At 55.6% G+C, this 25,896-nt stretch carries 33 protein-coding genes; all 33 read left to right on the top strand.

Annotated features, from left to right (window positions below):
- Window positions 1-35 precede the first annotated feature (35 nt).
- On the top strand, window positions 36-401 hold the full coding sequence (rplL, locus tag GKKCFE_RS22935) for a 50S ribosomal protein L7/L12 (RefSeq protein ID WP_027617682.1): 366 nt from the start codon (window positions 36-38) through the stop codon (window positions 399-401).
- Between the two features lie 220 nt (window positions 402-621).
- Window positions 622-4,695, top strand: a complete 4,074-nt coding sequence (gene rpoB, locus GKKCFE_RS22930) for a DNA-directed RNA polymerase subunit beta (RefSeq protein ID WP_047230483.1) — start codon at window positions 622-624, stop codon at window positions 4,693-4,695.
- Window positions 4,696-4,759: 64 nt separating this feature from the next.
- Window positions 4,760-8,959, top strand: coding sequence for a DNA-directed RNA polymerase subunit beta' (rpoC, locus tag GKKCFE_RS22925; protein WP_047230482.1), 4,200 nt, complete (start codon window positions 4,760-4,762; stop codon window positions 8,957-8,959).
- A gap of 216 nt (window positions 8,960-9,175) precedes the next feature.
- On the top strand, window positions 9,176-9,547 hold the full coding sequence (gene rpsL, locus GKKCFE_RS22920) for a 30S ribosomal protein S12 (protein WP_003186084.1): 372 nt from the start codon (window positions 9,176-9,178) through the stop codon (window positions 9,545-9,547).
- A gap of 102 nt (window positions 9,548-9,649) precedes the next feature.
- Entirely contained in the window at window positions 9,650-10,120 is a 471-nt protein-coding gene (gene rpsG, locus GKKCFE_RS22915) for a 30S ribosomal protein S7 (RefSeq protein WP_003186074.1), read from the top strand.
- 30 nt (window positions 10,121-10,150) lie between these two features.
- Entirely contained in the window at window positions 10,151-12,256 is a 2,106-nt protein-coding gene (gene fusA, locus GKKCFE_RS22910) for an elongation factor G (RefSeq protein WP_047230481.1), read from the top strand.
- A gap of 30 nt (window positions 12,257-12,286) precedes the next feature.
- Window positions 12,287-13,480, top strand: a complete 1,194-nt coding sequence (tuf, locus tag GKKCFE_RS22905) for an elongation factor Tu (RefSeq protein WP_139049048.1) — start codon at window positions 12,287-12,289, stop codon at window positions 13,478-13,480.
- A 155-nt stretch (window positions 13,481-13,635) separates the two neighbouring features.
- Window positions 13,636-13,947 carry a 30S ribosomal protein S10 gene (gene rpsJ / locus GKKCFE_RS22900; protein WP_003186070.1) on the top strand — a complete coding sequence of 104 codons (312 nt, stop codon included), beginning with the start codon at window positions 13,636-13,638 and terminating at the stop codon, window positions 13,945-13,947.
- 80 nt (window positions 13,948-14,027) lie between these two features.
- Window positions 14,028-14,663 carry a 50S ribosomal protein L3 gene (gene rplC / locus GKKCFE_RS22895; protein WP_003186059.1) on the top strand — a complete coding sequence of 212 codons (636 nt, stop codon included), beginning with the start codon at window positions 14,028-14,030 and terminating at the stop codon, window positions 14,661-14,663.
- Window positions 14,664-14,675: 12 nt separating this feature from the next.
- Window positions 14,676-15,278, top strand: coding sequence for a 50S ribosomal protein L4 (gene rplD, locus GKKCFE_RS22890; protein WP_003186057.1), 603 nt, complete (start codon window positions 14,676-14,678; stop codon window positions 15,276-15,278).
- Entirely contained in the window at window positions 15,275-15,574 is a 300-nt protein-coding gene (rplW, locus tag GKKCFE_RS22885) for a 50S ribosomal protein L23 (RefSeq protein WP_002555488.1), read from the top strand. Before rplD ends, rplW begins: the two co-directional genes overlap by 4 nt.
- A gap of 14 nt (window positions 15,575-15,588) precedes the next feature.
- Complete coding sequence (gene rplB / locus GKKCFE_RS22880; protein WP_003186055.1) at window positions 15,589-16,413, top strand: 50S ribosomal protein L2; 825 nt, start codon at window positions 15,589-15,591, stop codon at window positions 16,411-16,413.
- Between the two features lie 16 nt (window positions 16,414-16,429).
- On the top strand, window positions 16,430-16,705 hold the full coding sequence (gene rpsS, locus GKKCFE_RS22875) for a 30S ribosomal protein S19 (protein ID WP_002555486.1): 276 nt from the start codon (window positions 16,430-16,432) through the stop codon (window positions 16,703-16,705).
- An 11-nt stretch (window positions 16,706-16,716) separates the two neighbouring features.
- A complete protein-coding gene (gene rplV / locus GKKCFE_RS22870; protein ID WP_003103908.1) occupies window positions 16,717-17,049 on the top strand; it encodes a 50S ribosomal protein L22 in 333 nt (110 codons plus the stop codon).
- A gap of 13 nt (window positions 17,050-17,062) precedes the next feature.
- Window positions 17,063-17,749, top strand: coding sequence for a 30S ribosomal protein S3 (gene rpsC / locus GKKCFE_RS22865; protein WP_003176422.1), 687 nt, complete (start codon window positions 17,063-17,065; stop codon window positions 17,747-17,749).
- A gap of 12 nt (window positions 17,750-17,761) precedes the next feature.
- On the top strand, window positions 17,762-18,175 hold the full coding sequence (gene rplP, locus GKKCFE_RS22860) for a 50S ribosomal protein L16 (RefSeq protein WP_003186052.1): 414 nt from the start codon (window positions 17,762-17,764) through the stop codon (window positions 18,173-18,175).
- On the top strand, window positions 18,175-18,366 hold the full coding sequence (gene rpmC / locus GKKCFE_RS22855) for a 50S ribosomal protein L29 (RefSeq protein ID WP_002555481.1): 192 nt from the start codon (window positions 18,175-18,177) through the stop codon (window positions 18,364-18,366). Before rplP ends, rpmC begins: the two co-directional genes overlap by 1 nt.
- 2 nt (window positions 18,367-18,368) lie before the next feature.
- Window positions 18,369-18,635, top strand: a complete 267-nt coding sequence (gene rpsQ / locus GKKCFE_RS22850) for a 30S ribosomal protein S17 (RefSeq protein ID WP_003194644.1) — start codon at window positions 18,369-18,371, stop codon at window positions 18,633-18,635.
- A gap of 23 nt (window positions 18,636-18,658) precedes the next feature.
- Window positions 18,659-19,027, top strand: coding sequence for a 50S ribosomal protein L14 (rplN, locus tag GKKCFE_RS22845; protein WP_002555479.1), 369 nt, complete (start codon window positions 18,659-18,661; stop codon window positions 19,025-19,027).
- An 11-nt stretch (window positions 19,028-19,038) separates the two neighbouring features.
- Window positions 19,039-19,353 carry a 50S ribosomal protein L24 gene (rplX, locus tag GKKCFE_RS22840; protein ID WP_003186046.1) on the top strand — a complete coding sequence of 105 codons (315 nt, stop codon included), beginning with the start codon at window positions 19,039-19,041 and terminating at the stop codon, window positions 19,351-19,353.
- Window positions 19,354-19,373: 20 nt separating this feature from the next.
- Window positions 19,374-19,913 (top strand): 50S ribosomal protein L5, encoded by a 540-nt coding sequence (gene rplE, locus GKKCFE_RS22835; RefSeq protein ID WP_003186044.1) that lies wholly within the window; start codon window positions 19,374-19,376, stop codon window positions 19,911-19,913.
- 13 nt (window positions 19,914-19,926) lie between these two features.
- Window positions 19,927-20,232, top strand: coding sequence for a 30S ribosomal protein S14 (rpsN, locus tag GKKCFE_RS22830; protein WP_003186042.1), 306 nt, complete (start codon window positions 19,927-19,929; stop codon window positions 20,230-20,232).
- Window positions 20,233-20,442: 210 nt separating this feature from the next.
- Window positions 20,443-20,835, top strand: coding sequence for a 30S ribosomal protein S8 (rpsH, locus tag GKKCFE_RS22825; protein ID WP_017848802.1), 393 nt, complete (start codon window positions 20,443-20,445; stop codon window positions 20,833-20,835).
- Between the two features lie 12 nt (window positions 20,836-20,847).
- Window positions 20,848-21,381, top strand: a complete 534-nt coding sequence (gene rplF, locus GKKCFE_RS22820; RefSeq protein WP_003186039.1) for a 50S ribosomal protein L6 — start codon at window positions 20,848-20,850, stop codon at window positions 21,379-21,381.
- A gap of 10 nt (window positions 21,382-21,391) precedes the next feature.
- Window positions 21,392-21,742, top strand: coding sequence for a 50S ribosomal protein L18 (gene rplR / locus GKKCFE_RS22815; RefSeq protein ID WP_003186037.1), 351 nt, complete (start codon window positions 21,392-21,394; stop codon window positions 21,740-21,742).
- Between the two features lie 3 nt (window positions 21,743-21,745).
- Window positions 21,746-22,246 (top strand): 30S ribosomal protein S5, encoded by a 501-nt coding sequence (gene rpsE / locus GKKCFE_RS22810; protein ID WP_003186035.1) that lies wholly within the window; start codon window positions 21,746-21,748, stop codon window positions 22,244-22,246.
- Window positions 22,247-22,248: 2 nt separating this feature from the next.
- Window positions 22,249-22,425: a 50S ribosomal protein L30 gene (gene rpmD / locus GKKCFE_RS22805; protein WP_003186033.1), complete on the top strand. Its 177-nt coding sequence runs from the start codon at window positions 22,249-22,251 to the stop codon at window positions 22,423-22,425.
- 3 nt (window positions 22,426-22,428) lie between these two features.
- Window positions 22,429-22,866, top strand: a complete 438-nt coding sequence (gene rplO / locus GKKCFE_RS22800) for a 50S ribosomal protein L15 (RefSeq protein ID WP_003186032.1) — start codon at window positions 22,429-22,431, stop codon at window positions 22,864-22,866.
- Window positions 22,867-24,195: a preprotein translocase subunit SecY gene (gene secY / locus GKKCFE_RS22795; RefSeq protein WP_047229771.1), complete on the top strand. Its 1,329-nt coding sequence runs from the start codon at window positions 22,867-22,869 to the stop codon at window positions 24,193-24,195.
- 30 nt (window positions 24,196-24,225) lie between these two features.
- Complete coding sequence (gene rpmJ / locus GKKCFE_RS22790) at window positions 24,226-24,342, top strand: 50S ribosomal protein L36 (protein WP_002555468.1); 117 nt, start codon at window positions 24,226-24,228, stop codon at window positions 24,340-24,342.
- Window positions 24,343-24,472: 130 nt separating this feature from the next.
- Window positions 24,473-24,829: a 30S ribosomal protein S13 gene (gene rpsM / locus GKKCFE_RS22785; RefSeq protein WP_047229770.1), complete on the top strand. Its 357-nt coding sequence runs from the start codon at window positions 24,473-24,475 to the stop codon at window positions 24,827-24,829.
- Window positions 24,830-24,859: 30 nt separating this feature from the next.
- Window positions 24,860-25,249, top strand: a complete 390-nt coding sequence (rpsK, locus tag GKKCFE_RS22780; protein ID WP_002555466.1) for a 30S ribosomal protein S11 — start codon at window positions 24,860-24,862, stop codon at window positions 25,247-25,249.
- A gap of 18 nt (window positions 25,250-25,267) precedes the next feature.
- Entirely contained in the window at window positions 25,268-25,888 is a 621-nt protein-coding gene (gene rpsD, locus GKKCFE_RS22775) for a 30S ribosomal protein S4 (RefSeq protein WP_003176404.1), read from the top strand.
- The last annotated feature ends 8 nt before the right edge of the window (window positions 25,889-25,896 follow it).

The following is a 25,896-nucleotide window of genomic DNA, read 5'->3' as shown; positions in this document are numbered from 1 at the left end:
CGCGTAGGCCGTCCCCCAATTCAGGAAATACAGTAATGTCTATCTCCCAAGACGATATCCTCAACGCCGTAGCTGAAATGTCGGTTCTGCAGGTTGTTGAGCTGATCAAAGCTTTCGAAGAGAAATTCGGCGTTTCCGCTGCCGCTGCTTCCGCTGGTCCAGCTGCTGCTGCCGCCGTTGTTGAAGAGCAAACCGAATTCAACGTCATGCTGACCGAAGCTGGCGAGAAGAAAGTAAACGTGATCAAGGCAGTACGTGAACTGACCGGTCTGGGCCTGAAAGAAGCCAAGGCTGTAGTTGACGGCGCTCCTGCCATGGTTCTGGAAGCTGTTGCCAAAGACGCAGCTGACAAAGCCAAGGCCGCTCTGGAAGAAGCAGGCGCTAAAGTCGAGCTGAAGTAAGCATCGACTTTGCGTCTCCAGCCCGAGCGTTAAGCGACAGGCTGATGGCTGGTGGCTTTTGCCACCGGCCTTTTTCCGTTATTGGCAGCCGACTGGGTCGGTGCTTATAGCGCGCTGTATCCACCCGATGTGGTGGCGCAAACCATGGGGTTTGCACGATTTTCTGGCTGCTCCCGTCGGGAGGGGCCAAACAAGCAGGTGACCAAGCTGGGGAACGCTGATGGCTTACTCATATACTGAGAAAAAACGTATCCGCAAGGACTTTAGCAAGTTGCCGGACGTCATGGATGTGCCGTACCTCCTGGCCATCCAGCTGGATTCGTATCGTGAATTCTTGCAAGCGGGAGCGACTAAAGATCAGTTCCGCGACGTGGGCCTGCATGCGGCCTTCAAATCCGTTTTCCCGATCATCAGCTACTCCGGCAATGCTGCGCTGGAGTACGTCGGTTATCGCCTGGGCGAACCGGCATTTGATGTCAAAGAATGCGTATTGCGCGGTGTGACTTACGCCGTACCTTTGCGGGTAAAAGTGCGCCTGATCATTTTCGACAAAGAATCGTCGAACAAAGCGATCAAGGACATCAAAGAGCAAGAAGTCTACATGGGTGAAATCCCCCTGATGACTGAGAACGGTACCTTCGTAATCAACGGTACCGAGCGTGTAATCGTTTCCCAGCTGCACCGTTCTCCGGGCGTGTTCTTCGACCACGACCGTGGCAAGACGCACAGCTCCGGCAAACTGCTTTATTCCGCGCGCATCATTCCTTACCGCGGTTCGTGGCTGGACTTTGAGTTCGACCCGAAAGACTGCGTATTCGTGCGTATCGACCGTCGCCGCAAGCTGCCTGCATCGGTACTGCTGCGCGCGCTCGGCTATACCACCGAGGAAGTGCTGGACGCGTTCTACACCACCAACGTTTTCCATGTGCAGGGTGAGAATCTCAGCCTGGAACTGGTGCCTCAGCGCCTGCGCGGTGAAATCGCTGTCCTCGATATCCAGGATGACAAAGGCAAGGTTATTGTCGAGCAAGGTCGTCGTATCACCGCTCGCCACATCAACCAGCTGGAAAAAGCCGGGATCAAAGAGCTGCAGGTGCCGATCGACTACGTTCTGGGTCGCACCACGGCCAAGGTCATCGTGCATCCAGCTACCGGCGAAATCCTGGCAGAGTGCAACACCGAGCTGAACACCGAGATCCTGGCAAAAATCGCCAAGGCCCAGGTTGTTCGCATTGAAACTCTGTACACCAACGATATCGACTGCGGTCCGTTCATCTCCGACACGCTGAAGATCGACTCCACCGGCAACCAGCTGGAAGCCCTGGTCGAAATCTATCGCATGATGCGTCCTGGCGAGCCGCCAACCAAAGACGCAGCCGAGACCCTGTTCAACAACCTGTTCTTCAGTCCTGAGCGCTATGACCTGTCTGCGGTCGGCCGGATGAAGTTCAACCGTCGTATCGGTCGTACCGAAATCGAAGGTTCGGGCGTGCTGAACAAGGACGACATCGTTGCGGTGCTCAAGACCCTGGTCGACATCCGTAACGGCAAAGGCATCGTCGATGACATCGACCACCTGGGTAACCGTCGTGTCCGCTGCGTAGGCGAGATGGCCGAGAACCAGTTCCGTGTTGGCCTGGTGCGTGTAGAGCGCGCGGTCAAGGAACGTCTGTCGATGGCTGAAAGCGAAGGCCTGATGCCGCAGGATCTGATCAACGCCAAGCCAGTGGCTGCTGCGGTGAAGGAGTTCTTCGGTTCGAGCCAGCTGTCTCAGTTCATGGACCAGAACAACCCGCTGTCGGAGATTACCCACAAGCGTCGTGTATCTGCACTCGGCCCGGGCGGTCTGACCCGTGAGCGCGCAGGCTTCGAAGTTCGTGACGTACACCCGACTCACTACGGTCGTGTATGCCCGATTGAAACGCCGGAAGGTCCGAACATCGGTCTGATCAACTCGCTGGCAGCCTATGCTCGCACCAACCAGTATGGCTTCCTCGAGAGCCCGTACCGTGTGGTGAAAGAAGGTCTGGTGACCGACGAGATCGTGTTCCTGTCCGCAATCGAAGAGGCCGATCACGTGATCGCTCAGGCTTCGGCGACCATGAACGAAAAAGGTCAGCTGATCGACGAACTGGTAGCTGTTCGTCACCTGAACGAGTTCACCGTCAAGGCGCCAGAAGACGTCACCTTGATGGACGTTTCGCCCAAGCAGGTTGTTTCGGTGGCGGCATCGTTGATTCCGTTCCTCGAGCACGACGACGCCAACCGTGCGTTGATGGGCTCGAACATGCAGCGTCAAGCTGTACCGACCCTGCGTGCCGACAAGCCGCTGGTAGGTACCGGCATGGAACGTAACGTTGCCCGTGACTCCGGCGTTTGCGTCGTGGCTCGTCGTGGTGGCGTGATCGATTCCGTCGACGCCAGCCGTATCGTGGTTCGTGTTGCCGATGACGAAGTTGAAACTGGCGAAGCTGGTGTCGACATCTACAACCTGACCAAATACACCCGCTCCAACCAGAACACCTGCATCAACCAGCGTCCGCTGGTGAGCAAGGGTGATCGGGTTCAGCGTAGCGACATCATGGCCGACGGCCCGTCCACCGATATGGGTGAACTGGCACTGGGTCAGAACATGCGCATCGCGTTCATGGCATGGAACGGCTTCAACTTCGAAGACTCCATCTGCCTGTCCGAGCGTGTTGTTCAGGAAGATCGCTTTACCACGATTCACATTCAGGAACTGACCTGTGTGGCTCGTGACACCAAGCTTGGCCCAGAGGAAATCACTGCGGACATCCCTAACGTGGGTGAAGCTGCACTGAACAAGCTGGACGAAGCCGGTATCGTTTACGTAGGTGCTGAAGTAGGCGCAGGCGACATCCTGGTTGGTAAGGTCACTCCGAAAGGCGAGACTCAACTGACTCCGGAAGAAAAACTGCTGCGTGCCATCTTCGGTGAAAAAGCCAGCGACGTTAAAGACACCTCCCTGCGTGTGCCTACCGGCACCAAGGGTACCGTCATCGACGTACAAGTCTTCACCCGCGACGGTGTAGAGCGTGACGCTCGTGCACTGTCTATCGAGAAGACTCAACTCGACGAGATCCGCAAGGACCTGAACGAAGAGTTCCGTATCGTTGAAGGCGCAACTTTCGAGCGTCTGCGCTCCGCTCTGGTCGGCCACAAAGCCGAAGGCGGCGCCGGTCTGAAGAAAGGTCAGGAAATCACCGACGAAGTTCTCGACGGTCTTGAGCATGGTCAGTGGTTCAAACTGCGCATGGCTGAAGATGCTCTGAACGAGCAGCTCGAGAAGGCCCAGGCCTATATCGTTGATCGCCGCCGTCTGCTGGACGACAAGTTCGAAGACAAGAAGCGCAAACTGCAGCAAGGCGATGACCTGGCTCCAGGCGTGCTGAAAATCGTCAAGGTTTACCTGGCAATCCGTCGTCGCATCCAGCCGGGCGACAAGATGGCCGGTCGTCACGGTAACAAGGGTGTGGTCTCCGTGATCATGCCGGTTGAAGACATGCCGCACGATGCCAATGGCACCCCGGTCGACGTCGTCCTCAACCCGTTGGGCGTACCTTCGCGTATGAACGTTGGTCAGATCCTTGAAACCCACCTGGGCCTCGCGGCCAAGGGCTTGGGCGAGAAGATCAACCGTATGATCGAAGAGCAGCGCAAGGTTGCTGATCTGCGTAAGTTCCTGCACGAGATCTACAACGAGATCGGCGGACGCAACGAAGAGCTGGATACCTTCTCCGACCAGGAAATCCTGGATCTGGCGAAGAACCTGCGCGGCGGCGTTCCAATGGCAACTCCGGTGTTCGACGGTGCCAAGGAAAGCGAAATCAAGGCCATGCTGAAACTGGCAGACCTGCCGGAAAGCGGCCAGATGCAGCTGTTCGACGGCCGTACCGGCAACAAGTTCGAGCGCCCGGTTACCGTTGGCTACATGTACATGCTGAAGCTGAACCACTTGGTAGACGACAAGATGCACGCTCGTTCTACCGGTTCTTACAGCCTGGTTACCCAGCAGCCGCTGGGTGGTAAGGCGCAGTTCGGTGGTCAGCGTTTCGGGGAGATGGAGGTCTGGGCACTGGAAGCGTACGGTGCCGCATACACTCTGCAAGAAATGCTCACAGTGAAGTCGGACGATGTGAACGGCCGGACCAAGATGTACAAAAACATCGTGGACGGCGATCACCGTATGGAGCCGGGCATGCCCGAGTCTTTCAACGTGTTGATCAAGGAAATTCGTTCCCTCGGCATCGATATCGATCTGGAAACCGAATAACACGTGACGCGAATCGAGAGCGGGGCTGTTTTGCCCGCTCTCTGCTCCGCCAGGAGGAAAGGCCTTGAAAGACCTACTGAATTTGCTGAAAAACCAGGGTCAAGTCGAAGAGTTCGACGCCATCCGTATCGGATTGGCCTCGCCTGAGATGATCCGTTCGTGGTCGTTCGGTGAAGTTAAAAAGCCGGAAACCATCAACTACCGTACGTTCAAACCCGAGCGTGACGGCCTGTTCTGCGCCAAGATTTTTGGCCCGGTAAAGGATTACGAGTGCCTGTGCGGTAAGTACAAGCGCTTGAAGCACCGTGGTGTGATCTGCGAGAAGTGCGGCGTTGAAGTCGCGCTGGCAAAAGTTCGTCGTGAGCGCATGGCGCACATCGAACTGGCCTCGCCGGTTGCCCACATCTGGTTCCTGAAATCGCTGCCGTCCCGTATCGGCTTGCTGATGGACATGACCCTGCGTGATATCGAGCGCGTTCTCTACTTCGAGAGCTATGTCGTTATCGACCCGGGCATGACCACCCTTGAAAAAGGTCAGCTGCTCAACGACGAGCAGTACTTCGAAGCGCTGGAAGAGTTCGGCGACGATTTCGATGCCCGCATGGGTGCCGAAGCTGTCCGTGAGCTGCTGCACGCGATCGACCTGGAGCACGAGATTGGCCGTCTGCGTGAAGAAATTCCGCAAACCAACTCCGAAACCAAGATCAAGAAGCTGTCCAAGCGTCTGAAGTTGATGGAAGCCTTCCAGGGTTCCGGCAACCTGCCAGAGTGGATGGTGCTGACCGTTCTGCCGGTTCTGCCGCCAGACCTGCGTCCACTGGTTCCGCTCGATGGTGGTCGTTTCGCGACTTCCGACCTCAACGATCTGTATCGTCGAGTGATCAACCGTAACAACCGCTTGAAGCGCCTGCTTGATCTGTCCGCTCCGGACATCATCGTGCGCAACGAAAAGCGTATGCTGCAGGAAGCTGTCGACGCATTGCTCGACAACGGTCGTCGTGGTCGCGCTATCACCGGTTCCAACAAGCGTCCTCTGAAATCCCTGGCTGACATGATCAAGGGTAAGCAGGGTCGTTTCCGTCAGAACTTGCTCGGTAAGCGTGTTGACTACTCCGGTCGTTCGGTAATTACCGTAGGCCCGACCCTGCGTCTGCACCAGTGCGGTCTGCCTAAGAAAATGGCTCTGGAGCTGTTCAAGCCGTTCATTTTCGGCAAGCTGGAAATGCGTGGTCTCGCGACCACCATCAAAGCCGCCAAGAAGATGGTCGAGCGCGAGCTGCCAGAGGTTTGGGACGTTCTCGCCGAAGTGATTCGCGAACACCCAGTGCTGCTCAACCGTGCACCGACCCTTCACCGTCTGGGTATCCAGGCGTTTGAACCGGTACTGATCGAAGGTAAGGCCATCCAGCTGCACCCTCTGGTCTGTGCTGCGTACAACGCCGACTTCGACGGCGACCAAATGGCCGTGCATGTACCGCTGACGCTGGAAGCCCAGCTCGAAGCGCGTGCGCTGATGATGTCGACCAACAACATCCTGTCGCCAGCCAACGGTGAGCCAATCATCGTTCCGTCGCAGGACGTTGTATTGGGTCTGTACTACATGACTCGTGAAGCGATCAACGCCAAGGGCGAAGGTCGTGTGTTCGCGGATCTGCAGGAAGTTGACCGTGTGTTCCGTGCCGGCGAAGCCGCACTGCACGCCAAGGTCAAAGTGCGGATCAACGAAACCGTGAACGATCGTGATGGCGGCAGCGTGACCAACACCCGTATCGTCGACACCACCGTCGGCCGTGCGCTGTTGTTCCAGGTTGTGCCAAAAGGTCTGTCCTTCGACGTCGTCAACCTGCCGATGAAGAAAAAGGCGATCTCCAAGCTGATCAACCAGTGCTACCGCGTGGTTGGTCTGAAAGAGACCGTGATCTTCGCTGACCAGTTGATGTACACCGGTTTTGCCTATTCGACCATTTCCGGCGTTTCCATCGGTGTTAACGACTTCGTTATCCCGGACGAAAAAGCCCGCATCATCGGTGCTGCTACCGAAGAAGTGAAAGAGATCGAAAGTCAGTACGCCTCCGGCCTGGTAACCCAGGGCGAGAAGTACAACAAGGTGATCGACCTCTGGTCCAAGGCGAACGACGAAGTATCCAAGGCGATGATGGCCAACCTCTCGAAAGAGAAGGTCATCGACCGTCATGGCAACGAAGTCGACCAAGAGTCCTTCAACTCGATGTACATGATGGCCGACTCGGGCGCACGGGGTTCTGCTGCGCAGATCCGTCAGCTCGCCGGTATGCGTGGCCTGATGGCCAAGCCGGACGGTTCTATCATCGAGACCCCGATTACCGCGAACTTCCGTGAAGGTTTGAGCGTACTCCAGTACTTCATCTCCACTCACGGTGCTCGTAAGGGCCTTGCGGATACCGCGTTGAAAACGGCGAACTCCGGTTACCTGACTCGTCGTCTGGTAGACGTTGCGCAGGATCTGGTCGTGACCGAGATCGATTGCGGCACCGAACACGGCCTGGTAATGACTCCGCACATTGAAGGCGGTGACGTTGTAGAGCCGCTGGGTGAGCGCGTATTGGGTCGTGTCATCGCCCGTGACGTATTCAAGCCGGGTACCGAGGACGTAATCGTTCCTGCCGGCACCCTGGTTGACGAGAAGTGGGTCGAGTTCATCGAACTCAACAGCATCGACGAAGTGATCGTACGTTCGCCGATCAGCTGCGAAACCCGCTACGGCATCTGCGCCAAGTGCTACGGTCGCGACCTGGCTCGTGGTCACCAGGTGAACATCGGTGAAGCGGTCGGCGTTATCGCTGCCCAGTCCATCGGTGAGCCGGGTACCCAGCTGACGATGCGTACGTTCCACATCGGTGGTGCGGCCAGCCGAACCTCCGCAGCTGACAGCGTTCAGGTGAAGAATGGCGGTACTGTCCGTCTGCACAACCTCAAGCACGTAGAGCGCGTGGACGGTCACCTGGTGGCTGTATCCCGTTCCGGTGAGCTGGCGATCGCTGACGACTTCGGTCGCGAGCGCGAGCGCTACAAGCTGCCGTACGGTGCTGTGATTTCGGTCAAGGAAGGTGACAAGGTCGACGCTGGCGCTATCGTGGCCAAGTGGGATCCGCACACCCACCCGATCGTGACCGAAATGAAAGGTACCGTGACCTACGTGGGCATGGAAGAAGGCATCACGATCAAGCGTCAGACTGACGAATTGACCGGTATGACCAACATTGAAGTACTTGATGCGAAAGATCGTCCAGCTGCTGGCAAGGACATCCGTCCGGCCGTGAAGATGGTCGACGACAACGGCAAGGATCTGTTGCTGCCAGGTACTGACGTAATCGCTCAGTATTTCCTGCCAGCCAACGCCCTGGTCGGTGTTGCGGACGGTGCGCGGATCGCGATCGGTGATGTTATCGCTCGTATCCCGCAGGAAACTTCGAAAACCCGCGACATCACCGGTGGTCTGCCGCGTGTTGCCGACTTGTTCGAAGCCCGTCGTCCGAAAGAAGCCTCGATTCTGGCTGAAGTCAGCGGCACCATCGCGTTCGGTAAAGAGACCAAGGGCAAGCGCCGTCTGGTCATCACGCCGAACGACGGTAGCGATCCGTACGAAGAGCTGATTCCGAAGTGGCGTCACCTGAACGTCTTCGAAGGCGAACAGGTAAACCGCGGCGAAGTTATCTCCGACGGCCCGAGCGATCCACACGACATCCTGCGTCTGCTGGGTGTGAGTGCGCTGGCCAAGTACATCGTGAACGAGATCCAGGACGTTTACCGTCTGCAAGGCGTGAAGATCAACGACAAGCACATCGAGACCATCCTGCGTCAGATGCTGCGTAAAGTTGAGATCGCTGAATCCGGCGATTCGAGTTTCATCAAGGGCGACCAGATGGAGCTGACTCACGTACTGGTGGAAAACGAGCGCCTGGCGACGGAAGACAAGTTCGTCTCCAAGTTCACTCGCGTGCTGCTGGGTATCACCAAGGCGTCGTTGTCCACCGAATCGTTCATCTCGGCGGCTTCCTTCCAGGAAACCACCCGTGTACTGACCGAAGCGGCGGTAACCGGCAAGCGCGATTACCTGCGCGGCCTGAAAGAAAACGTGGTCGTGGGTCGTCTGATCCCGGCTGGTACCGGTTTGGCCTATCACAGCGAGCGCAAGCGTCGTCGTGATGCAGACAAGCCGTTGCGCGTAAGCGCCAGTGAAGTGGAAGCTGCACTGACCGAAGCACTGAACTCGAGCGGTAACTGAGTTCTGCGGTAATTAAGTGCCTGGCCCTGGTCATCCCGTTTGCTGGATCGAGACAAAATGTCGAGATCCGGCGGGCGGGGAGGTCGGGGCCTTGCCTTGACTGGGAACAAGATCCTCTTTAGACTCTTGATCCCCTAAATTTGGCGGGAATTCGTTCCTGCCATTTTGCTTTTCTTGTAAGACAATAGCGTCGCAAGACAACAGTGGAGCTAGTAGATGGCAACTATCAACCAGCTGGTACGTCAGCCGCGTAAGCGTATCGTCGAGAAATCCGACGTGCCTGCGCTGCAGAACTGCCCGCAACGTCGTGGCGTATGCACCCGTGTGTATACCACCACGCCGAAAAAACCTAACTCGGCACTGCGTAAAGTATGCCGTGTGCGTCTGACCAACGGTTTCGAGGTTTCCTCGTACATCGGTGGTGAAGGCCACAACCTGCAAGAGCACAGCGTGGTACTGATCCGCGGCGGTCGTGTAAAAGACTTGCCAGGTGTTCGTTACCACACCGTTCGCGGTTCTTTGGATACTTCCGGCGTTAAAGGTCGTAACCAGGGTCGTTCGAAGTACGGTACCAAGCGTCCGAAGTAATCGGCCGTTTTGCAGTTTTTCATTTTATTGAGTCGATAAGAGTAAGGTCGGGCACGCATTAGCTGTCCCGGGCTAACCTGAAGACCGTTTGAGGGCTTATCAATGCCAAGACGTCGCGTAGCAGCCAAACGTGAGATTCTGGACGATCCGAAATACGGAAGCCAGATTCTCGCCAAGTTCATGAACCACGTAATGGAAAGCGGCAAGAAAGCCGTTGCCGAGCGTATTGTTTATGGCGCACTGGACAAAGTTAAGGAACGCAAGAACAGCGATCCCCTGGAAATCTTCGAGAAAGCTCTCGACGCCATCGCTCCGCTGGTCGAAGTGAAGTCGCGCCGTGTAGGCGGTGCTACTTACCAGGTTCCGGTCGAAGTTCGTCCGTCCCGTCGTAACGCCCTGGCAATGCGCTGGTTGGTAGACTTCGCCCGCAAGCGCGGTGAGAAGTCCATGGCTCTGCGTTTGGCTGGCGAACTGTTGGACGCTGCTGAAGGTAAAGGTGCTGCAGTTAAGAAGCGTGAAGACGTGCACCGTATGGCTGAAGCCAACAAGGCTTTCTCGCACTACCGCTTCTAATTCTAGCGTCACTCAATTTGCGAGGGCTTTATGGCTCGTACTACACCGATTAATCGCTACCGTAACATCGGTATCGTTGCCCACGTGGATGCTGGTAAAACCACCACCACTGAGCGCGTCCTTTTTTACACTGGCAAAAGTCACAAGATGGGCGAGGTGCATGATGGCGCCGCGACCACCGACTGGATGGTGCAGGAGCAGGAGCGTGGTATTACCATTACTTCTGCTGCCATTACCGCCTTCTGGAAGGGTTCCGAGAAGCAGTATCCGCACGAGCATCGCTTCAACGTTATCGATACCCCGGGTCACGTGGACTTCACCATTGAAGTTGAGCGTTCCCTGCGTGTACTCGACGGCGCTGTGGTTGTGTTCTGCGGTACCTCGGGTGTTGAGCCTCAGTCGGAAACCGTATGGCGTCAGGCCAACAAATACGGTGTTCCACGTCTTGTTTACGTAAACAAGATGGACCGTGCTGGTGCCAACTTCCTGCGCGTGATCGGTCAGATCAAGCAGCGTCTGGGTCACACTCCGGTGCCGATCCAGCTGGCTATCGGTTCCGAAGACAACTTCCAGGGTCAGATCGATCTGATCAACATGCAAGCTGTCTACTGGAACGATTCTGACAAGGGTATGGTTCCTGTTCGCAAGGACATCCCGGCAGAGTTGCTGGAAGAAGCCGAGAAGTGGCGCGGCAACATGGTTGAGGCTGCGGCCGAAGCCAACGAAGAACTGATGAACAAGTACCTTGAGGGTGAAGAGCTCACCAACGAGGAAATCAAGGCCGCTCTGCGTCAGCGTACCATCGCTGGTGAGATCGTTCTGGCTGTTTGCGGTTCTTCCTTCAAGAACAAGGGTGTTCCCCTGGTTCTCGATGCTGTGATCGACTTCCTGCCTGCTCCAACCGACATTCCTGCTATCAAGGGTTCCAACCCTGATAACGAGGAAGAGGAAATGGAGCGTCATGCAAGCGACGACGAGCCTTTCGCGGCCCTGGCGTTCAAGATCGCTACCGACCCATTCGTGGGCACCTTGACCTTCGTTCGGGTTTACTCGGGCGTGTTGAACTCCGGCGACGGCGTGATCAACTCTGTTAAAGGCAAGAAAGAGCGTGTGGGTCGTATGGTGCAAATGCACGCAAACGCCCGTGAAGAGATCAAGGAAGTGCGCGCTGGCGACATCGCGGCCTTGATCGGCATGAAGGACGTCACCACCGGTGAAACCTTGTGCAACGCTGACAAGCCGATCATCCTGGTTCGCATGGACTTCCCGGAGCCGGTTATTTCGGTTGCCGTTGAGCCAAAAACCAAGGATGACCAGGAAAAAATGGGTATCGCTCTGGGCAAGCTTGCTCAGGAAGATCCATCTTTCCGCGTCAAGACTGATGAAGAGACCGGTCAAACGATCATCTCTGGCATGGGCGAGTTGCACCTGGACATCCTGGTTGACCGGATGCGCCGTGAGTTCAACGTCGAAGCCAACATCGGCAAGCCTCAGGTTTCCTATCGTGAGCGCATCACGAAGAACTGTGAAATTGAAGGCAAGTTCGTTCGCCAGTCCGGTGGTCGTGGCCAGTTCGGTCACTGCTGGATTCGTTTTGCGCCGGCTGACGAAGGTCAGGAAGGTCTGCAATTCGTGAACGAAGTCGTAGGTGGTGTGGTTCCTAAGGAATACATCCCGGCGATCCAGAAGGGTATCGAAGAGCAGATGAAGAACGGCGTTGTTGCCGGCTATCCGCTGATCGGCCTGAAGGCGACTGTGTTCGATGGTTCTTACCACGACGTCGACTCCAACGAGATGGCGTTCAAGGTGGCTGCTTCCATGGCGACCAAGCAACTGGCCCAGAAGGGCGGTGGTGAGTTGCTTGAGCCGATCATGGCGGTAGAGGTTGTTACGCCTGAAGACTACATGGGTGATGTCATGGGCGACCTTAACCGTCGTCGTGGCATGATTCTGGGTATGGAAGATACGGTTTCCGGCAAGGTCATTCGTGCCGAGGTTCCGTTGGGTGAAATGTTCGGTTACGCAACCGACGTTCGTTCCATGTCTCAGGGTCGCGCGAGCTACTCTATGGAATTCAAAAAATACAATACAGCTCCGTCGCATATCGTCGAAACTGTTACCAAAAAGCAAGGCTGATTCAGCCCTTTAAGCTAGGAGTTAATTGTCGTGGCTAAAGAAAAATTTGAACGGAACAAACCGCACGTCAACGTTGGCACCATCGGTCACGTCGACCACGGTAAAACCACGCTGACCGCTGCTCTGACCCGTGTCTGCTCCGAAGTTTTCGGTTCGGCCAAGGTTGACTTCGACAAGATCGACAGCGCCCCGGAAGAGAAAGCTCGCGGTATCACCATCAACACCGCTCACGTTGAATACGATTCGGCCGTGCGTCACTACGCACACGTTGACTGCCCAGGTCACGCCGACTACGTAAAAAACATGATCACTGGTGCTGCCCAGATGGACGGCGCGATCCTGGTTTGCTCGGCCGCTGATGGTCCGATGCCACAAACCCGTGAGCACATCCTGCTGTCCCGTCAGGTAGGCGTTCCGTACATCGTTGTCTTCCTGAACAAGGCTGACATGGTTGACGACGCTGAGCTGCTGGAACTGGTTGAGATGGAAGTGCGCGATCTGCTGAGCACTTACGACTTCCCAGGTGATGACACTCCAATCATCATCGGTTCGGCTCTGATGGCTCTGAACGGCCAAGACGACAACGAAATGGGCACCACCGCTGTCAAGCGTCTGGTGGAAACTCTGGACAGCTACATCCCAGAGCCAGAGCGTGCTATCGACAAGCCGTTCCTGATGCCAATCGAAGACGTATTCTCGATCTCCGGTCGCGGTACTGTTGTGACTGGTCGTGTTGAGCGTGGCATCGTCCGCATCCAGGAAGAAGTTGAGATCGTCGGTCTGCGCGACACTCAGAAAACTACCTGCACCGGCGTTGAAATGTTCCGCAAGCTGCTCGACGAAGGTCGTGCTGGCGAGAACTGCGGCGTACTGCTGCGCGGCACCAAGCGTGACGACGTTGAGCGTGGCCAGGTTCTGGTCAAGCCAGGCACCGTCAAGCCGCACACCAAGTTCACTGCAGAAGTTTACGTTCTGAGCAAGGAAGAAGGCGGCCGTCATACTCCGTTCTTCAAAGGCTACCGTCCACAGTTCTACTTCCGTACAACTGACGTGACCGGTAACTGCGAGCTGCCAGAAGGCGTTGAAATGGTAATGCCAGGTGACAACATCCAGATGACTGTCACTCTGATCAAGACCATCGCGATGGAAGACGGTCTGCGTTTCGCTATCCGTGAAGGCGGTCGTACCGTCGGCGCTGGCGTCGTAGCCAAAGTCATCGAGTAAGTCTCTTGTAGGCTCAGCTCGATGAGTTGAAGAGCCCCCGCCTAGCGGGGGCTTTTTTATTGGGTTGACACCTATCAGGGGCGTCTATAGAATTGCGCCTCCTTTTAACGGGCGTATTGCGCTCGGTGGGAATAGCAGCCGGAGTCTGAAATCCAATGCAAAATCAGCAAATCCGTATCAGGTTGAAGGCTTTTGACCATCGCCTGATCGACCAATCCACCCAGGAAATCGTGGAAACCGCGAAACGTACTGGTGCTCAAGTGCGTGGTCCAATTCCACTGCCTACCCGTAAAGAGCGGTTCACCGTTCTGGTCTCCCCGCACGTCAACAAAGACGCGCGTGACCAGTACGAGATCCGTACTCATAAGCGCGTTCTGGACATCGTCCAGCCAACGGATAAAACCGTTGATGCACTTATGAAGCTTGATCTTGCGGCCGGTGTGGAAGTGCAGATCAGCCTCGGCTAAGACTCGGTCTTGGTCGTGTAACGCTCTGAAATGGGCGGCCATAGCGGGTGAAAGCCCCGTACACTCATGAGGTTTACAACATGACTATTGGTGTAGTCGGTCGTAAATGCGGTATGACCCGTATTTTCACCGAAGAAGGTGTCTCCATTCCGGTCACGGTCATTGAGATCGAGCCGAATCGCGTCACCCAGTTCAAAACTGAAGAGACCGATGGCTATCGTGCAGTGCAAGTCACTGTCGGCGAGCGTCGTGCTTCGCGTGTAACAGCTGCTCAAGCTGGCCACTTCGCCAAGGCGAACGTTGCCGCTGGTCGTACCGTAATGGAATTCCGCCTTGAAGAAGGCGAGTACCAGGCCGGCGATCTGATCAACGCTGAAATCTTCGCTGCTGGTCAACTGGTTGATGTAACCGGTCAGTCCAAGGGTAAAGGCTTCCAGGGTACGATCAAGCGTTGGAACTTCCGCGGGCAAGATAACACCCACGGTAACTCCGTATCCCACCGCGTTCCAGGCTCTATCGGCCAGTGCCAGACTCCTGGTCGTGTATTCAAGGGCAAAAAAATGTCCGGTCATATGGGCGCTGAGCGCGTGACCGTGCAGTCCCTCGAAGTAGTGCGCGTGGACGCTGAACGCAATCTGTTGTTGGTCAAGGGCGCTGTTCCTGGCGCTACTGGCGGCAACTTGGTTGTACGTCCAGCAGCCAAGGCTCGCGGTTAAGGGGAAGCTGACATGCAATTAAATGTAAATGACGCTCAAGCGATCGAAGTTTCCGAACTGACATTTGGCGGCGAATTCAACGAGACGCTGGTTCACCAAGCAGTCGTGGCCTACATGGCTGGCGGCCGTCAAGGTAGCAAGCAGCAAAAGACCCGTTCCGACGTTTCTGGTGGCGGTAAGCGCCCATGGCGTCAGAAAGGTACTGGCCGTGCTCGTGCCGGTACTATCCGTAGCCCAATCTGGCGTGGCGGCGGTACCACTTTTGCAGCTCGTCCTCAGGATCACTCCCAGAAGCTGAACAAGAAGATGTATCGCGCAGCAATGCGTTCCATCCTTGCTGAGCTGGTGCGTACTGATCGTCTGGTCGTGGTTCAGGACTTCGCTGTTGAAGCACCGAAAACCAAAGATCTGCTGAACAAGCTGAACGGCATGGGCCTGACTGACGTCCTGATCGTGTCTGACGCTGTTGATCAGAACCTGTACCTGGCTGCTCGCAACCTGCCACACGTCGATGTTCGTGACGTGCAAGGTTCCGATCCGGTCAGTCTGATCGCATACGACAAGGTGTTGATCACCGTGTCGGCCGTGAAGAAATTCGAGGAGCTGCTGGGATGAACCAGGAACGCGTATTTAAAGTTCTGCTTGGCCCGCACGTTTCCGAGAAGGCTACGGTTCTGGCAGACAAGAAAGGCCAGTTCGTTTTCAAGGTTGCTACCGACGCAACCAAGCTGGAAATCAAGAAGGCCGTCGAAAGCCTGTTCAGCGTGAAAGTAGAGCGCGTTACTACCCTGAACGTTCTGGGTAAGAGCAAGCGCACTGCTCGCGGTCTGGGCAAGCGTAATGACTGGAAGAAGGCAGTTATCTCCCTTCAGCCAGGCCAAGATCTCGATTTCAGCAGCAGTGCTGAGTAAGGAAGGGGTGCATCATGGCAATCGTTAAATGCAAACCGACTTCCCCTGGCCGCCGTTTTGTGGTCAAGGTGGTCAACCAGGAGCTGCATAAAGGCGCTCCTCACGCACCGCTGCTCGAGAAAAAATCGAAGTCTGGTGGTCGTAACAACAATGGCCGTATTACCACTCGTCACATCGGTGGTGGTCATAAGCAGCATTATCGTCTGGTCGACTTCCGTCGCAACGACAAGGATGGCATCGCTGCCACCGTCGAGCGTATCGAATACGATCCAAACCGTACTGCTCACATCGCTCTGCTGCTGTACGCAGATGGCGAGCGTCGCTACATCATCGCCCCTAAAGGCGTGAGTGCTGGCGACCAGCTGATCGCAGGTGCTTTGGCACCGATCAAGCCGGGCAACGCTCTGCAGCTGCGTAACATTCCAGTTGGTAGCACCGTACACGGCATCGAATTGAAGCCAGGTAAAGGCGCACAGATCGCTCGTTCCGCTGGTGCTTCGGCTCAGCTGATCGCTCGTGAAGGTGTCTACGTGACCCTGCGTCTGCGTTCTGGTGAGATGCGTAAAGTACTGGCTGAGTGCCGTGCGACCCTGGGCGAAGTCTCGAACTCCGAGCACAGCCTGCGTTCGTTGGGTAAAGCTGGTGCCAAGCGCTGGCGTGGCGTTCGCCCAACCGTTCGTGGTGTTGCCATGAACCCGGTTGACCACCCACATGGTGGTGGTGAAGGTCGTACCTCTGGTGGTCGTCATCCGGTATCGCCATGGGGCTTCCCGACTAAGGGCGCGAAGACTCGTGGTAATAAGCGTACCGACAAAATGATCGTCCGTCGTCGCAAGTAAATAGAGGGATACGACAGTGCCACGTTCTCTGAAAAAAGGTCCTTTTATTGATCTTCACCTACTGAAGAAGATCGAAGTGGCGGCGGAAAAGAACGATCGCAAACCAGTTAAGACCTGGTCGCGTCGTTCGATGATCCTGCCACAAATGGTCGGTCTGACCATCGCAGTACACAACGGTCGCCAACACGTCCCAGTTCTCGTTAACGAAGACATGGTCGGCCACAAACTGGGCGAGTTTGCCGGTACCCGCACATACCGTGGGCACGTGGCTGACAAGAAAGCCAAGCGTTAAGGGGTAAGGAAATGGAAGTAGCCGCTAAGTTGTCGGGCGCTCGAATCTCCGCCCAGAAAGCCCGCTTGGTCGCCGACCAGATCCGCGGGAAGAAGGTGGGCGAAGCGCTCAACCTGTTGGCTTTCAGCAGTAAGAAAGCCGCCGAGATCATGAAGAAAGTGCTGGAGTCGGCCGTAGCCAACGCCGAGCATAACGAAGGCGCAGATGTTGATGACCTCAAGGTCAGCACCGTTTTCGTCAACGAAGGGCGTTCGCTGAAGCGCATCATGCCACGTGCCAAAGGCCGTGCTGATCGCATCGTCAAGCGGTCTTGCCATATCACTGTCAAGGTTGCTGACAAGTAACGGAGTCGAAGAGATGGGTCAGAAAGTACATCCCATTGGCATTCGCCTGGGAATCGTCAAGGAGCACACCTCCGTCTGGTACGCAGACGGTCGGACTTATGCGGACTACTTGTTCGCTGATCTGAAGGTGCGTGAGTATCTCCAAGACAAACTAAAAAGCGCGTCCGTAAGCCGTATCGATATCCATCGTCCGGCGCAGACTGCACGCATCACCATCCACACTGCTCGTCCAGGTATCGTTATCGGGAAGAAAGGTGAAGATGTTGAGAAGCTGCGTCAGGACCTGACCAAGCAAATGGGTGTGCCTGTGCACATCAATATCGAAGAGATCCGTAAGCCGGAGCTCGACGGTATGCTGGTTGCGCAGAGCGTAGCTCAGCAGCTGGAGCGTCGTGTAATGTTCCGTCGCGCTATGAAGCGCGCTGTACAGAACGCAATGCGCATTGGTGCCAAAGGCATCAAAATCCAAGTGAGCGGTCGTCTCGGCGGTGCTGAAATCGCACGTACTGAATGGTATCGCGAAGGTCGTGTGCCACTGCACACCCTGCGTGCCGACATCGACTATGCCAACTACGAAGCTCACACCACCTACGGTGTGATCGGTGTAAAGGTTTGGATCTTCAAAGGCGAAGTAATTGGTGGTCGCCAAGAAGAGCTGAAGCCACAAGCACCAGCGCCTCGTAAAAAAGCTGCTAAGTAAGGGGTACGCCAAATGTTGCAACCAAAGCGTACGAAGTTCCGCAAGCAAATGACCGGTCACAACCGTGGCCTGGCATTGCGCGGTAGCAAAGTCAGCTTCGGCGAGTTCGCGCTGAAGTCTGTTGCTCGTGGTCGTCTCACCGCTCGTCAGATCGAGTCAGCGCGTCGTGCTCTGACCCGTCACGTAAAACGTGGCGGCAAGATCTGGATCCGTGTATTCCCGGACAAGCCTGTCACCAAGAAGCCACTCGAAGTTCGGATGGGTAAAGGTAAGGGTAACGTGGAGTACTGGGTTGCCCAGATTCAGCCAGGCAAAGTCCTGTATGAAATCGAGGGTGTTTCTGAAGAGCTGGCGCGTGAGGCTTTCGCCCTGGCTGCTGCAAAGCTGCCGCTCGCCACCTCCTTTGTTAAACGGACGGTGATGTGATGAAAGCGAATGAACTTCGTGAAAAATCAGCACAGCAGCTGAACGAGCAACTGCTCGGCCTGCTGCGCGACCAGTTCAATCTGCGTATGCAGAAAGCAACTGGCCAGTTGGGGCAGTCTCATCTGCTCTCGCAAGTTAAGCGTGACATCGCTCGCGTGAAAACTGTGCTCAACCAGCAGGCAGGTAAGTAATCATGGCTGAAGCCGAAAAAACTGTCCGTACGCTGACTGGCCGTGTTGTCAGCGACAAGATGGACAAAACCATCACCGTTCTGATCGAGCGTCGCGTTAAGCACCCGATCTACGGTAAATACGTTAAGCGTTCGACTAAGCTGCACGCGCACGACGAAACCAATCAGTGCCACATCGGCGACAAAGTCACTATTCGTGAAACTCGTCCGATGGCCAAGACCAAGTCTTGGGCGCTGGTTGATGTTCTCGAACGCGCTGTGGAAGTCTAAGGGCTAGGGGTCGGAGAAATTATATGATTCAGACTCAATCCATGCTCGATGTGGCCGATAACAGCGGCGCTCGCCGTGTTATGTGCATCAAGGTGCTGGGTGGCTCCCATCGTCGTTACGCTGGTATTGGTGACATCATCAAAGTTACCGTCAAGGAAGCAATTCCTCGCGGTAAGGTGAAAAAAGGCCAAGTGATGACTGCTGTTGTAGTCCGCACTCGCCACGGTGTTCGTCGCGCTGACGGCTCCATCATCCGCTTTGATGGCAACGCTGCTGTTCTGTTGAACAACAAGCAAGAGCCAATCGGCACCCGTATCTTTGGGCCAGTGACCCGTGAGCTTCGTACTGAGAAGTTCATGAAGATCGTCTCGCTCGCCCCAGAAGTGCTGTAAGGAGATCCGACATGCAAAAGATTCGTCGTGACGACGAGATCATCGTGATCGCCGGCAAGGACAAGGGTAAGCGCGGTAAGGTGCTGAAGGTTCTCGCTGACAACCGTCTGGTTGTTGGTGGCCTGAACCTGGTCAAGCGCCATACCAAGCCTAACCCGATGTCGGGCGTACAGGGCGGTATCGTCGAGAAAGAAGCGCCACTGCACGCTTCCAACGTCGCCATTTTCAACGGCGAAACCAACAAGGCTGACCGCGTTGGTTTCAAAGTAGAAGACGGTAAGAAAATTCGTGTCTTCAAGTCGACCCAAAAAGCGGTTGATGCTTGAACACTGCTAGGTAGAAGACCATGGCACGACTAAAAGAGATTTACCGGAAGGAAATCGCACCGAAGCTTAAGGAAGAACTTAAGCTTTCGAACGTGATGGAAGTTCCGCGCGTTACCAAAATCACCCTGAACATGGGTCTGGGCGAAGCGATCGGCGACAAAAAAGTCATCGAGCACGCTGTTGCTGACCTGGAAAAGATCACCGGTCAGAAAGTCGTTGTGACTTACGCTCGGAAATCCATCGCTGGCTTTAAAGTCCGTGAAGGTTGGCCGATCGGCGTCAAAGTGACCCTGCGCCGTGAGCGTATGTACGAGTTCCTGGATCGTCTGCTGTCGATCTCCCTGCCTCGGGTTCGCGACTTCCGCGGCCTGAATGCCAAGTCCTTCGATGGTCGTGGTAACTACAGCATGGGCGTTAAAGAGCAGATCATTTTCCCGGAAATCGATTACGACAAGATCGACGCTCTCCGCGGTCTGGACATTACCCTGACCACCACTGCTCGGACGGATGACGAAGGTCGCGCACTGCTGCGCGCTTTCAAATTCCCGTTCCGCAACTGATTGGAGTAGGAAAATGGCCAAGAAGAGCATGAAAAACCGTGAGCTGAAGCGTCAGCTCACCGTTGCCAAGTACGCCACCAAGCGTGCAGCGCTGAAAGCTATCATCGTTGATCTGAACGCAAGTCCAGAAGCGCGCTGGGAAGCTACCGTAGCACTGCAGAAGCAGCCACGTGACGCAAGCGCTTCGCGCATGCGTAACCGCTGCCGCCTGACTGGTCGTCCGCACGGCGTGTACCGCAAGTTCGGCCTCGGCCGTAACATGCTGCGTCAAGCTGCAATGCGTGGTGACGTTCCAGGTCTGGTTAAAGCCAGCTGGTAAGCACTGTCAATGTCTCGGTGTTCGGGGTCGCAAGATCCTGACCGCCGGTGACCTTGAACTTGAATCAAGCCCCTTTTGGGGCTTGATTCATTTGTGGGGTGTGTCTAGAATACCCGGCTCGCCTGAGCCCGTGCTTTTATCGCGCGGATGTACTCGGCGACACGTAGTAGCCGAAAGGCTAATTTTTTGTGTATTAGGAGCGTCTAGCCCATGAGTATGCAGGACCCGTTAGCGGACATGCTAACTCGTATCCGTAATGCCCAGATGGCTGAAAAGTCCGTCGTAAGCATGCCATCTTCTACTTTGAAGGTAGCTGTTGCCAAAGTCCTGAAGGACGAAGGTTACATTGCGGGTTATCAGATCAGCAGCGAAATCAAGCCACTGCTGTCCATCGAGCTGAAGTACTTCGAAGGCCGTCCGGTCATCGAGGAAGTGAAGCGCGTTAGCCGTCCAGGCCTGCGTCAGTACAAGTCCGTCGAGGATCTGCCAAAAGTTCGTGGCGGTCTCGGTGTGTCTATCGTCTCCACCAACAAGGGTGTGATGACGGATCGTGCTGCGCGCGCTGCCGGTGTCGGCGGCGAAGTTCTTTGCACTGTGTTCTAAGGGGGGATAAGCATGTCACGCGTCGCTAAGAACCCCGTTAAGCTGCCAGCCGGTGTCGAAGTCAAATTCGCAGGCCAACAGCTTTCGGTGAAGGGTGCCAAGGGCACTCTGCAACTGAACATCCATTCGTCCGTTGAGATTGTTGAAGAAGCTGGTGAGCTGCGTTTCGCTGCTCGCAATGGCGATCAACAGACTCGCGCAATGGCTGGTACCACTCGTGCGTTGGTAAACAACATGGTCCAAGGCGTAAGCCAAGGCTTCGAGCGCAAGCTCCAGCTGGTCGGTGTTGGTTACAAGGCGCAAGCAAAAGGCACAGTGCTGAACCTGGCTCTTGGCTTCTCGCACCCAGTGGATTATGAACTGCCGGAAGGCATCACCGCTGAGACTCCTAGCCAGACCGATATCCTGATCAAGGGCATCGACAAGCAGCTGGTAGGTCAAGTGGCCGCCGAGATCCGCGACTTCCGTCCACCAGAGCCGTACAAAGGCAAAGGTGTGCGCTACGCGGACGAAGTCGTCCGTCGTAAAGAAGCCAAGAAGAAGTAGGGCATAGCAAATGACCGACAAAAAAGTTACTCGACTGCGTCGCGCTCGCAAAGCACGCCTGAAAATGCACGAACTCGAAGTCGTGCGTCTCTGCGTGTTCCGCTCGTCGCAGCACATCTACGCCCAGGTCATTTCGGCCGACGGCAACAAAGTCCTGGCAAGTGCCTCGACTTTGGATAAAGAACTGCGTGATGGCGCCACTGGCAACATCGACGCGGCCACTAAGGTTGGCCAGCTGGTCGCTACGCGTGCTAAAGCCGCTGGCGTCTCGCAGGTGGCTTTCGACCGCTCTGGCTTCAAGTACCACGGCCGCGTCAAGGCGCTGGCTGATGCTGCTCGTGAAGCTGGGCTGGAGTTCTAAGTTATGTCAAATAACGACCAAAAGCGCGACGAAGGCTACATCGAGAAGCTGGTTCAAGTTAACCGCGTAGCCAAAACCGTTAAAGGCGGCCGTATCTTCACTTTCACCGCGTTGACCGTGGTTGGTGATGGTAAAGGGCGTGTTGGCTTCGGCCGTGGCAAGTCGCGTGAAGTGCCTGCTGCGATCCAGAAGGCAATGGAAGCTGCTCGCCGCAACATGATCCAGGTTGATCTGAACGGCACCACTCTGCAGTACGCAATGAAGTCCGCCCATGGCGCTTCGAAGGTGTACATGCAGCCTGCTTCTGAAGGTACCGGTATCATCGCTGGCGGCGCTATGCGTGCTGTCCTCGAGGTTGCTGGCGTTCAGAACGTTCTGGCCAAGTGCTACGGCTCGACTAACCCAGTAAACGTGGTTCACGCCACTTTCAAGGGTTTGAAAGCAATGCAGTCTCCTGAATCCATTGCCGCCAAGCGTGGCAAAAGCGTCAAGGAGATCTTCTGATCATGGCTACCGTAAAAGTTACGCTGATCAAAAGCATGACCGGCCGCATCCCTAACCACAAACTGTGCGTTAAGGGTTTGGGTCTGCGTCGCATCGGTCACACTGTAGAGGTCCTGGATACTCCCGAGAATCGCGGGATGATCAACAAGGCCTACTACATGCTGCGTGTAGAGGGTTAATCGATGAAACTCAATGATCTGAGTCCAGCGCCGGGTTCCCGTCGCGAAAAGCATCGTCCGGGCCGTGGTATCGGTAGTGGTTTGGGCAAGACCGGTGGCCGTGGCCACAAAGGTCAAACCTCCCGCTCCGGTGGCACCATTGCTCCAGGCTTTGAAGGCGGTCAACAGCCGCTGCATCGTCGCCTGCCGAAGTTCGGTTTCGTTTCCCTGAAGGCCATGGATCGCGCAGAAGTGCGTCTGTCCGAGCTGGCTAAAGTGGATGGCGACATCGTCACCGTGCAGTCCCTGAAGGATGCCAACGTGATCAACCAGAACGTACAGCGTGTGAAAATCATGCTGTCGGGCGAAGTTGCTCGCGCTGTCACCATCGGAAAGGGAATCGGCGCCACCAAAGGTGCGCGTGCGGCTATCGAAGCAGCTGGCGGCAAGTTCGAGGAATAAATGGCTAAGCAAGGTGCTCTCTCTGCGCTCGGCAAAGGCGGTATGTCTGAACTCTGGGCTCGTCTGCGTTTTCTGTTCCTGGCGATTATCGTCTACCGAATAGGCGCACACATCCCGGTTCCAGGTATCAACCCGGACCGACTCGCGGACCTGTTTCGACAGAATGAGGGGACCATTCTTAGCTTGTTCAACATGTTTTCCGGCGGTGCGCTGGAACGGATGAGTATCTTTGCTCTGGGGATCATGCCGTACATCTCGGCATCGATCATCATGCAACTGATGACCGCCGTCAGCCCACAGCTGGAACAGTTGAAGAAGGAAGGTGAAGCTGGCCGTCGCAAGATCAGCCAGTACACCCGCTACCTCACCGTCGTCCTTGCTCTTGTCCAGGCTGTTGGCATGTCCATCGGTCTGGCAGGGCAAGGCGTAGCGTTCACTGGTGACTTTGGCTTCCATTTCGTCGCAGTAACCACGTTTGTGGCGGGTGCGATGTTCATGATGTGGCTGGGTGAGCAGATTACTGAGCGTGGTGTTGGCAACGGTATCTCGATGTTGATTTTCGCAGGTATCGTCGCCGGTCTTCCGAGAGCCATCGGGCAGTCTTTCGAGTCTGCGCGTCAGGGTGACATCAACATTTTTGCCCTGGTTGCAATCGGTTTGCTGGCAGTAGCGATTATCGGTTTCGTGGTGTTCATTGAGCGTGGTCAGCGTCGTATTGCTGTTCACTACGCCAAGCGTCAGCAGGGCCGCAAGGTATTTGCTGCGCAGACTAGCCACTTGCCGCTGAAGGTGAATATGGCCGGTGTTATCCCGGCTATTTTTGCGAGCAGCATTTTGCTGTTCCCGGCTTCGCTGGGTGCCTGGTTTGGTCAGTCTGAAGGTATGGGCTGGCTGCAGGACATCTCGCAGTCGATCGCTCCTGGTCAGCCGTTGAATATTCTGCTGTTTAGTGCAGGGATTATTTTCTTCTGCTTCTTCTATACGGCGTTGATGTTCAATCCGAAAGACGTAGCGGAAAACCTGAAGAAGTCCGGTGCCTTTATTCCGGGTATCCGTCCAGGCGAGCAGTCGGCGCGCTACATTGATGGCGTTTTGACTCGTTTGACCTTGTTCGGTGCTCTCTATATGACGGCCGTCTGCTTGCTTCCCCAGTTCCTGGTGGTTGCGGCAAACGTTCCGTTCTACCTTGGCGGGACCTCGTTGCTGATCGTGGTCGTGGTTGTGATGGACTTCATGTCCCAAGTACAATCGCACCTCGTTTCGCACCAGTACGAATCCCTGATGAAGAAAGCCAACCTGAAGGGCTACGGCAGCGGCATGTTGCGCTGAGTAGCGTCCATAAGGTTCGAGGAGTTGGTGATGAAAGTTCGTGCATCGGTGAAAAAGCTGTGCCGTAACTGCAAGATTATTCGCCGCGAAGGCGTTGTTCGGGTAATTTGCAGCGCGGAACCGCGTCACAAACAGCGCCAAGGCTGAGTGTGATTGTGCTTTAAGCCCGGCAGCTAGTGCGCTGCCGGGTTGATTATTTGTTATTACAGCGATATTATCTCGCGCCCTATTTCTTGGCTTCCGGGGCGTAGGTAGCTGTCAATTGGAGTCCCACTGAATGGCCCGTATTGCAGGCGTTAACATTCCAGATAACAAGCATACTGTTATCTCGCTGACCTACATCTATGGTGTTGGTCGCACTACTGCACAGAAAATTTGTGCAGTGTCTGGGGTAAACCCAGCGGCAAAGATCAAAGATCTGAGCGACGAGCAGATTGAACAGCTGCGTGGCGAAGTGGCGAAGTTCACCACTGAAGGTGACCTGCGTCGCGAAATCAACATGAAAATCAAGCGCTTGATGGACCTCGGTTGCTATCGCGGTCTGCGTCATCGTCGTGGTCTTCCAGTACGCGGTCAGCGTACCAAGACCAACGCGCGTACCCGTAAAGGTCCGCGTAAGCCGATCCGCAAGTAATCGCCCCAGCGAATCGACAGGAATTTAATCATGGCAAAACCTGCTGCTCGTCCTCGTAAAAAAGTTAAAAAGACAGTGGTTGATGGCATCGCCCACATCCATGCTTCTTTTAACAACACCATCGTGACCATTACCGACCGTCAAGGTAACGCTCTTTCCTGGGCAACCTCCGGTGGTTCGGGTTTCCGCGGTTCCCGCAAGTCCACCCCGTTCGCTGCTCAAGTAGCTGCTGAGCGTGCTGGTCAAGCTGCGCTGGAATACGGTCTGAAAAACCTCGACGTTAACGTCAAGGGTCCAGGTCCGGGTCGTGAATCCGCAGTCCGCGCTTTGAACGGCTGTGGCTACAAGATCGCCAGCATCACCGACGTGACGCCAATCCCGCACAACGGGTGCCGTCCGCCGAAGAAGCGCCGCGTGTAATCCAGGAGATTGTAAAGAATGGCTCGTTACATTGGTCCAAAATGCAAACTCGCTCGTCGCGAAGGCACCGATCTCTTTCTGAAGAGCGGCGTGCGCGCGATCGAATCGAAGTGCAACATTGAAGCAGCACCTGGTATCCACGGCCAACGCCGCGGTCGCCAGTCCGATTACGGCACCCAACTGCGTGAAAAGCAGAAGGTCCGTCGTATCTACGGCGTTCTCGAGCGTCAATTCAGCGGCTACTACAAAGAAGCAGCTGGCAAGAAGGGCGCAACCGGCGAAAACCTGTTGCAACTGCTCGAATGCCGTCTGGACAACGTTGTATACCGTATGGGTTTCGGTTCTACTCGTGCCGAATCCCGTCAGCTGGTATCGCACAAGTCGATCAGCGTTAACGGTCAGACCGTAAACGTTCCGTCCTACCAGGTTCGTGCTGGTGACGTGGTTGCTGTTCGCGAGAAAGCAAAGAACCAACTTCGCATTGTCCAAGCTCTCGATCTGTGTGCCCAACGTGGCCGCGTAGAATGGGTAGAAGTAGACACTGAGAAGAAGTCGGGCGTTTTCAAGAACGTTCCTGCTCGCAGTGATCTGTCCGCCGACATCAACGAAAGCCTGATTGTCGAGCTCTACTCCAAGTAAGGGCTAGA

Source organism: Pseudomonas sp. E141, from assembly GCF_052659885.1.
The sequence above is the reverse complement of the archived record's forward strand: the minus strand, read 5'-3'. Positions and strand labels throughout refer to the sequence as shown.